Source organism: Candidatus Binataceae bacterium (assembly GCA_035294265.1).
Taxonomy (GTDB): domain Bacteria; phylum Desulfobacterota; class Binatia; order Binatales; family Binataceae; genus DATGLK01.
Genome location: DATGLK010000046.1, coordinates 1 through 8,579, shown reverse-complemented (window position 1 = coordinate 8,579; position 8,579 = coordinate 1). Strand labels below are relative to the sequence as shown.

At 62.0% G+C, this 8,579-nt stretch carries 7 protein-coding genes; 2 read left to right on the top strand and 5 right to left on the bottom strand.

From position 1 onward, the window contains the following. Together VKV28_08475 and gpmI are read left to right on the top strand one after the other, a co-directional pair. The coding region (locus tag VKV28_08475) for a hypothetical protein (protein HLH76823.1) at nt 1-767 on the top strand (767 nt) is incomplete at its 5' end. Between the two features lie 156 nt (nt 768-923). After that, complete coding sequence (gene gpmI / locus VKV28_08470) at nt 924-2,444, top strand: 2,3-bisphosphoglycerate-independent phosphoglycerate mutase (GenBank protein ID HLH76822.1); 1,521 nt, start codon at nt 924-926, stop codon at nt 2,442-2,444. 311 nt (nt 2,445-2,755) lie between these two features. Here the strand turns inward: gpmI and VKV28_08465 are convergent, their stop codons facing one another. From VKV28_08465 to pdxA, 5 genes are all read right to left on the bottom strand, one after another. Beyond that, a complete protein-coding gene (locus tag VKV28_08465) occupies nt 2,756-3,529 on the bottom strand; it encodes an enoyl-CoA hydratase (GenBank protein ID HLH76821.1) in 774 nt (257 codons plus the stop codon). A gap of 175 nt (nt 3,530-3,704) precedes the next feature. Further along, nucleotides 3,705-4,304 (bottom strand): hypothetical protein, encoded by a 600-nt coding sequence (locus VKV28_08460; protein HLH76820.1) that lies wholly within the window; start codon nt 4,302-4,304, stop codon nt 3,705-3,707. Between the two features lie 15 nt (nt 4,305-4,319). Then, the gene (locus VKV28_08455; protein ID HLH76819.1) at nt 4,320-4,979 is read right to left on the bottom strand and encodes a response regulator transcription factor; all 660 of its coding nucleotides are present in this window, start codon (nt 4,977-4,979) and stop codon (nt 4,320-4,322) included. A 31-nt stretch (nt 4,980-5,010) separates the two neighbouring features. Next, nucleotides 5,011-7,824 carry an excinuclease ABC subunit UvrA gene (uvrA, locus tag VKV28_08450; GenBank protein ID HLH76818.1) on the bottom strand — a complete coding sequence of 938 codons (2,814 nt, stop codon included), beginning with the start codon at nt 7,822-7,824 and terminating at the stop codon, nt 5,011-5,013. Nucleotides 7,825-7,835: 11 nt separating this feature from the next. Continuing rightward, on the bottom strand, nt 7,836-8,579 hold a 744-nt coding region (gene pdxA, locus VKV28_08445), incomplete at its 5' end, for a 4-hydroxythreonine-4-phosphate dehydrogenase PdxA (GenBank protein ID HLH76817.1).

Here is an 8,579-nt window from a genome sequence, read left to right as displayed (position 1 = left end):
AACTGGTGCCGGAAATTGGCGAAGCTATGGTACTCAAGGAGCATCGCCATCATCATTTGCTCGATCTGATGCGCCAGGAACTGGAGGCCGAGGGGCAGCGTGAGGCGCTCTTCGCAATCACCGGCAACGCGGTCACCCATCACGTCTTCAGCCAGATGAGCGAGGAGCGCGGCGGCAGCCGCCCGATCGGCTTCATGTTGGCCGCGTCGCCCCCGAGCGCGATGCGGGTCGATTATCCACAACGCATTAGCCTGCTCAGCTACCTAAAGTTTCTGGAACAATCGCCGCCGGCCGCGACAATTCACGTTCCTGACCATCATCGTGCCATCCTGGGCCGGATTTACCAGCAGGCGGGGCGCAAGTTTGTTCACGGCGCGCCCGCGCCCGCCGCGGGCGAGGGCGCGCTCAAAACCAGCGTCGATCGCGCCAGCACCCGAGCGCATATCCGGGTAACCCGGCCCGGGCGCGACAGCGTGGCGCAGATTTTGGCCGCACGCGATTCTTTGGCCGGCGCGGAAGTGATTTATGCCGAGTTGCCCTTGGCCGCTCCAGGATGCGCGCAAATCTGCCAGCAACTGGAAGAGCGCGGGGCTTTTTTTCTCGGCCTGGCCAGCGGCGAGCCGCACGAAGGCGATAGTCTGCGCCTCCATCTACACGGTCCCAAAATCGACCCTAACCTGATAAAGCTCAATTCCGACTTCGCGCGCGAGCTGCTTGCCTATATCGTAGCCGAACGCAAACGGCGTGAAGCGCGCGCCAGCGCGTGAGTGTCCGGTTCTTGCTTTAACCCTATCGCCCAATAGGCTGGATCGTGGCATCGTGACTCCACATTCGATGACACCGAATCTTGATGATGAGGTTTTCTAAATGACCCTACGGACGGCGCCGGCCACCGGCCTGAGCGTTTCTTTGCAAGGATCGGAATGGTGACCCGGACCGCAGTACTGATCATTATTGACGGCTGGGGTCTGCGCAAAGAGCGCGAAGCCAACGCGATCGCGCAGGCACGTACCCCGGTGATGGACGAGCTTAACCGCACCAGCGCGCACAGCGCGCTGGACGCCTCTGGCCCCGCGGTCGGCTTGGCCCCGGGCGTGATGGGCAACTCCGAGGTCGGTCATCTAACGATTGGCGCAGGCCGAGTAATCTACCAGGACGTAATGCGCATCACCAAGGCGATTGAGACCGGCGCCCTGGCCCGCAACCCCGTCCTGGGCGAGGCGATGGCGCGGGCGGGCGGCAGCCACACCCTGCACCTGTGGGGCCTGCTCTCCGACGGTAGCGTGCACAGCCATATCGATCATCTGCTAGCACTGCTGGAAATGGCGGCGGGGCGCGACGTCCGGAAAATCGCGGTGCATGCGGTGCTTGACGGGCGCGACACACCGCCGCGCTCGGCATTGTCTTATATCGATCGGCTGGAAGCGGAGCTGCGCCGTTTGGGCCGCGGCCGGATAGCCACCGTCACCGGCCGCTACTATGCGATGGATCGCGACAAGCGCTGGGAGCGCACCCAACGCGCCTACGATGCCTGGGTAGTGGGCCTTGGCAAACAGGCGCCCAGCGCCCGCGCCGCGGTGGAAGCGGCATACGCGGCTGGACAAAACGACGAATTTGTCGAGCCCACAATTATCGCTCCCGCCATACCGATGGCGGATGGTGACCAAGTGATCTGCTTTAACTTCCGCGCGGATCGCGCCCGCCAATTGACCGCGGCTCTGGCGCTGGCGGATTTCGGCGGCTTTCCTCGAACCCGCGTAGTGCGCCTGGGTTACGTCTGCATGAGCGAGTACGATCGCGCCTTCAACCTGCCGCTGGCGTTTCCACCCGAGGACGTGCCCAATCCGTTGGCCCAGGTCCTGGCCGACCACCAGGTGCACAATCTACGTCTGGCAGAGACCGAAAAGTACGCTCATGTCACCTATTTTCTCAACGGCGGAGTAGAAACCCCTTTCCCCTACGAAGAACGCATCCTAGTTCCTTCACCCAAAGTGGCGACCTACGACCTGCAGCCCGCGATGAGCGCCATGACGATCGCCGAAAAAGCCGAAGAAGCCCTCGCCTCCGGCCGTTTTGGCGCTCTAGTGATTAATTTCGCCAATCCCGACATGGTGGGACACACCGGTGTCATGGCGGCTACGGTCCAAGCGGTGGAAGCCACCGACCGCGCCTTGGGCCGCGTCATCGAGGCCGCCCGACGCGCCGGCGCCAGCGTCTTGATTACCGCCGATCACGGCAACGCCGAGTTCATGGCCGATCCCAAAACCGGCCAACCACATACCGCACATACCACCAATCTGGTCCCGCTGATCCTGTTCAACCCTGGCGCCCACGAGCGCCTGGAGGTCGGTACGCTGGCCGACGTGGCGCCAACATTTTTGAGCCTGTTAGGCCTGAGCTCGCCACCGGAGATGACTGGCCGCAACCTGCGAGTGCCAGCGTAGGGCACAGCATGGCCTTTTCGGCGCCGCAGACGGCCGAAGGCCTTGAGCGGCACAGCCACCTACAGCGTCTAAAACCAGTATCTCGCGACCATCTAACCTGAGCAGGTGGCCTTAAAAGGATCTACGACCTCGCAAGCCGGCTAAACAGAGCAACCGGCATATAGATGATTTCTACAAGCGGATCGACGAGGTTTTGGATATTTCCGAGAACGCCTGGCCGTCGTGAAAAGGCGAGGCTGCACGCTGACAAACATGCTTGACTGGCTTAAAAGACCCAATGACCGAAGCTAGCTGCGCAATGGAGCTCCGCTTTATCTTCCCTGCCAGCGTGGCGACCGCTTGTTCAAAAACGCGGCGAAACCCTCCTGAGCGTCGGCCGCCATTGCATTGCGGCTCATCACTTCCTTGGTATAGGCGTAAGCCGACGCCTGATCCATCTCGATTTGGCGATAAAACGCTTCTTTGCCGATCGCCAGCGCGAGCGGACTGGCCTGCGCAATTCTCCTGGCCCAGTCCCAGCTTTGCGCCAGCAAAGCGTCATCGGCAACCACGCGATTGACTAGACCCCATTCATAGGCGACAGCGGCGCTGATGGGCTGGCCCGACAGCAGCATCTCCATCGCTCGTTTGGCACCGATCGCGCGGGTCAGGGCGACCATCGGGGTGGAGCAAAACAGTCCGATCCGCACGCCGGGAGTAGCGAAGCTGGCACTTTGGGCCGCGATCACCAGATCGCAGGTGGCCGCCAATTGGCATCCGGCGGCGCTGGCTACTCCGCCCACCACTGCGATCACCGGCTGCGCAATGGTCTGTACCGTGGTCATCAGGTCGCAGCACAGATCGAACAGCCAGCGGTAGAATTCACTGTCGCGATTTTGGAGCTCGACCAGATCGTGGCCGGCGCTGAAGGCGGGCCCGGCGCCGGCGAGCAACACCGCACGCAGCTCGGGCCGAGCCCCGATTTCCTGCAACGCCTCGCGAAGCTCGAGCATCAGAGCGCTGGACAGCGGGTTGCGCCGCTCGGGCTGATTCATGGTGAGCAAGGCCACCCCCTCGCTTTCTTCGCGCAACAATATTCCGGCCATGGCCTTGCCTCCCAAATTCACCGCCCGCGATCCATCCCGCCGACCATTCTCAAGCAGCGGGTATGATACACCCTGGTCAGAGCTCAGGGATTCATAGCCCTTTTCACTACTGCGTGGTTTGCTTGCTCACCTGTGCTGTAATTCTTCCCCGTACGGCTAATGGTGGGCGCCTCGGTCAGGTTAACGCAAGCGGGAGCGAAATCACCAGCGCTCCGGGCCCTGTTTCCAGACTGCCACGGCATATCCCAAGACATTGGCGGAGCGCCTTGAGGTCGCCTTCGATTTCCTCACGCGCCTGCTCGTCTAGGCCGCGTCGCTCGGTGTAGCGAGCGGTGATCGTGGCATGTTCGCCCACGCTGCGCAGCCCAAGCGTGATTCGCTTGTTCGCCATACGGATCAGGGCCCGAGCCAAATGCTTGAGCGCCAACGTCAGGATTACCGGCCTGCCGCTAAGCTTCACGTACAGGGCGTCGAAAGATAGTTCGAGTCTGTGGCTGTTCGCAAGAAGTGCGACGGGTTGGAAACATTCCTTGAGCAGGCGGTCCAAGGCGATTTCGCTGGTCGTGAAATCGCCGCTCTGCAGCGCAAAGTACTCCTGGATTTCCGCCGTCAAATGCTCCAAAGTCAAAGCGCAGGCGTGCACGCTGCGCGCCAAGCGCTCGGGCGCCGCCAAGCTTTGCTCCAACACCGCCATGGTGGTGCGTAGAGCAAAGAGCTGGTTGCGCACATCGTGCCTGAGCTCGCGGGCTACCAGGGATAGGTCCTGCTCACTCAAGGTAACTCCAAAAGGCTAGGTTCGCTCCGGGGTAATTATACCCTGGCGGACCGCGTACAGGGTCAATTCGGCTACCTTGGCCACCCCCAGCTTCCCCATCAAGCGGCGGCGATGGGTTTCGACCGTGCCCGGGGCGATATCCAACACCTGGGCAATCTCCTTGCCGGTTTTACCTAGGGCAATAAGACGCAGGATCTCGCGCTCGCGCGGGCTGAGTCGGACTACGCCGGAACCGGGAGTCTGAGCCGACTGGCGATGGCTGGCGGCGATAAAGGCCGCTACTTTGGGGCTGAAAAAGGCCTCGCCACCGTTGACGCAGTGAATTGCCCGCACCAGATCCTCGGCGCTGGTGTCCTTGAGTACATAACCGCTGGCGCCCGCCTCCAGCGCCCGGCGCAGGTGCTCCTCGTCAGCGAACATGCTCAGGATCAGAACCCGGGTGGCCTGTCCCAACGCTGCGGTTTGACGCGTCACCTCCACACCGCTGGCGCCCGGCAGCGAGAGGTCCACTATGGCCAAGTCGGGCTTGAGCCGGCGAATTTCAGCCAACGCGCCCTCCGCGCCGGCGGCTTCGCCGGCAACCACGATTCCCGCCGCCTCGATCAGCCGGCGCAAAGCCTGGCGAACCAAGGTATGGTCCTCGACCAGAAAGACGCTGATTGGTTGTCTTTCCATCTGGCAAGCGATGCTGGCGAAAGCGCCAGCTTCAGGCCGCGGCCCGTTGGGTCAACGCTTGGCGCAGGAACTCAGCGGTGTAGGAAGCTCGGTCGGCTGCAAGCGCCTCGGGACTGCCGGCAAAAACGATTTCCCCTCCTCGGTCCCCGCCCTCGGGCCCCAGGTCGATTACATAGTCGGCGGTCTTAATCACGTCCAGGTTGTGCTCAATGATAATGATCGTGTTGCCGTTGTCAGCCAGCCGACCGAGTACATCCAATAGCCGGCGCACATCCTCGAAATGCAAGCCGGTAGTTGGTTCGTCCAGTATGTATAACGTGCGCCCGGTGGCGCGCCGCGCCAACTCCTTGGTCAACTTGATACGCTGCGCTTCGCCGCCCGAAAGGGTGGTCGCCGACTGGCCCAGATGGATGTAGTCCAGACCTACGTCACGTAGGGTTTCCAACTTCTGTCGAATTGGCGGCACACTGCCCAGAAAATCGATCGCATCCGCCACTGTCATATCTAGCACTTGGGCGATATTGCGTCCTTTGTATTGAATCTCCAGCGTGTCCCGATTGTAGCGCTTACCCCCGCACACCTCACAAGTGACATATACATCGGGCAAAAAATGCATCTCTATGGTTATGATGCCGTCACCTTGGCAAGCCTCGCAACGCCCGCCCTTGACGTTGAAAGAAAAGCGTCCCGACCCGTACCCCCGCATCCGCGCCTCGGGCAATTGAGCAAACAGATCGCGGATATGGGCAAACAGCCCAGTGTAAGTGGCTGGGTTGGAGCGCGGGGTGCGCCCAATCGGGCTCTGATCCACGTGCACCACCCGGTCCAGATGCTCGACTCCCTCCAAACTTTGGTAGCTGCCCGCGCGCTCGTGACTGTGATGGAGCTTTTGCGCCAGCGCGCGATAGAGAGTATCCAACACTAAGGTAGATTTACCCGAGCCCGATAGCCCGGTCACGCAAGTGATAACCCCCAGCGGAAAAGTCACGGTTAAATTGCGCAGGTTATTCTCCCGCGCGCCGCGCAAAATCAAATAGCGCGGCCCCAACGGCCGCCGGCGCGCGGGAGTTGCGATTTCGCGCTCGCCAGTCAAATAGCGCCCAGTCAGCGAGGCCGGCGCGCGCATCACCTCCGCCGGCGTGCCCTGCGCCACCACCTCTCCGCCATGAGCGCCGGCGCCGGGCCCCATATCGATTAAATAATCGGCCGCCAGCATGGTGTCGCGATCGTGTTCCACCACCACCACCGTATTGCCCAAATCGCGCAATCGCTTGAGAGTCGCCAGTAGGCGCTGATTGTCGCGCTGATGCAGTCCGATCGAGGGTTCGTCCAATATGTACAGCACGCCCACCAGGCTGGATCCGATCTGGGTGGCCAAGCGGATACGCTGGCCTTCGCCGCCCGATAGCGAGGCGGCGGCGCGATCCAGGGTCAGATAATCCAGCCCTACGTTGATGAGGAAGCTCAGTCGCTCGTTTATTTCCTTCAAAATCAAGCGGGCGATTTCCGCTTGCTGGCGATTGAGCTTGAGCTGAGCAAAAAATTCCGCCGCCTGCTTGACCGCCAGCGCCGCCACTTCGCTTATCGACTTGCCTCCGACCTTGACAAACAGGCTCTCGCGCTTGAGCCGCGCCCCGTTGCATTGAGGGCATCGGCGCAAGCTCATGTAACCCTCCAAGGCCTCGCGCACGCTGGGGGAAGTGGTTTCCTTGTAACGTTGGTCCAACCAGGCCAGCACCCCCTCGAACGGACGCCGGTAACTGTGGCGCTGGCCTAGTTCGAGCTCCTCTGCGCCCGACCCTTCCAACAACACCTTGCGCACCTTGGCGGGCAAGCTCTTCCAGGGCTGCGCCAGCGTGAAGCGGTAATGGGCCGCCAGCGCCTCCAACAGCGGCTGCATCGAACTGTGCGAACTCCAGGGCGCGATTGCGCCGTCGGCCAGGCTCAGCTCGGGATCGGGTACCACCAGTTCGGGATCGAAATACATCGTCGAGCCCAGCCCCGAGCAGCCCGGACAGGCCCCGTGCGGGCTGTTGAAAGAGAACATGCGCGGCGCAATCTCAGGATATGAGATCCCGCATTCCACGCAGGCAAAGCGTTGGCTGAAGTATATCGCCGTGTCGGCTCGCTCGGCTCGTTCGATCTTGAGCAGGTCCTGGCCGTAGCGGAAGGCCACCTCCAGCGAATCGGCCAGTCGCTTTTCGATCCCCTTGTGGATAGCCAGCCGATCGACCACTACCTCGATGGTATGGCGCTGATTTTTGTTGAGTTCGTAATCTTCGGCCAGATCGCGCAGTTCGCCGTCAATCTTGACGCGCACGAAGCCGGCGCGGCGCAAGTCGCGCAACTCTTTGCGATACTCGCCCTTGCGCCCACGCACGATCGGGGCCAGCACGAACAGGCGGGTCCCCTCCGGCCAGGCCATGATCTGGTCCACTATCTGCTGCACGCTCTGAGTAGTGATTTCGCGCCCGCAATTGTAGCAAAAGGCTTGCCCCACGCGCGCGAACAGCAGGCGCAAATAGTCGTAAATCTCGGTTATCGTGCCGACGGTCGAGCGCGGATTGCGTGAGGTGGTCTTCTGTTCGATCGAGATGGCCGGCGACAGCCCTTCGATCGAATCGACGTCGGGCTTTTCCATCTGCTCCAAAAACTGGCGTGCGTAGGCGGAGAGCGATTCCACGTAGCGGCGCTGCCCTTCGGCGTAAATAGTGTCGAAGGCCAGCGAGGACTTGCCCGAGCCCGACAGCCCGGTAATCACCACCAGCCGGTCGCGCGGAATTTCCAGATCCAGGTTCTTGAGATTGTGCTGGCGGGCGCCCTTGATAACGATTCGATCGGCCATCGCCAGCGGCCTCACGCCACCGCGCGTTCGCGGCGGGCGGCGGCCTGCGCGGCGAAGCGAATGGCGGCCAGCATACTGTCGGCGCGCGCCCGTCCCTGTCCGGCGATGTCGTAGCCGGTGCCGTGATCGGGTGAAGTGCGCACCCAGGGTAAGCCCAGGGTGACATTAACCGCGTGATCGAAATCCAGCATCTTGATCGGAATCAACCCCTGGTCATGATACATCGCTACCGCGCCGTCAAAGCGGAAGCGGCCGGCCTGGCGCACGAAGGCGGTATCGGGCGGCAACGGTCCCAGGGCGTCGATCCCGAGCGCTCGAGCACGTGCGATGGCGGGCTGAATGGCGTCAATTTCTTCGCGACCAAAGAGCCCGCCCTCGCCGGCGTGCGGGTTGAGCCCCAGCACCGCAACTTTTGGACAAGACATGCCATAGTGGGTCCGCAAGTGCTCCGCCAGCAAATCGATCGTATCAAAAACCAGCTCGGGATTAAGCCGCGCCGGGACCTCGGCCAAGCCGATATGAACGGTGGCCAATGCCAAGCACAAGTGGCCGCTGGTGAACATCATGCGGAAGCGCCGCACGCCTGCTATTTCGGCCAGCAGTTCGGTATGGCCGGGAAAATGATAGCCGGCGCGATTGAGCCATTCCTTGCTGATTGGAGCGGTCACCAGCGCCGCCGCCTCGCCCGCTACCGCCATCGCCGCGGCGGCGCGAATATAAGCGTAGGCGGCCGCCGCTCCTTCGATCGTGGGTTT

Bases quoted from the DNA above. Each gene is read 5' to 3' on its own strand.
- uvrA (HLH76818.1), bottom strand. From the start codon at position 7,824: ATGGCCGATCGAATCGTTATCAAGGGCGCCCGCCAGCACAATCTCAAG.
- gpmI (HLH76822.1), top strand. From the start codon at position 924: ATGGTGACCCGGACCGCAGTACTGATCATTATTGACGGCTGGGGTCTG.
- VKV28_08465 (HLH76821.1), bottom strand. From the start codon at position 3,529: ATGGCCGGAATATTGTTGCGCGAAGAAAGCGAGGGGGTGGCCTTGCTC.
- VKV28_08455 (HLH76819.1), bottom strand. From the start codon at position 4,979: ATGGAAAGACAACCAATCAGCGTCTTTCTGGTCGAGGACCATACCTTG.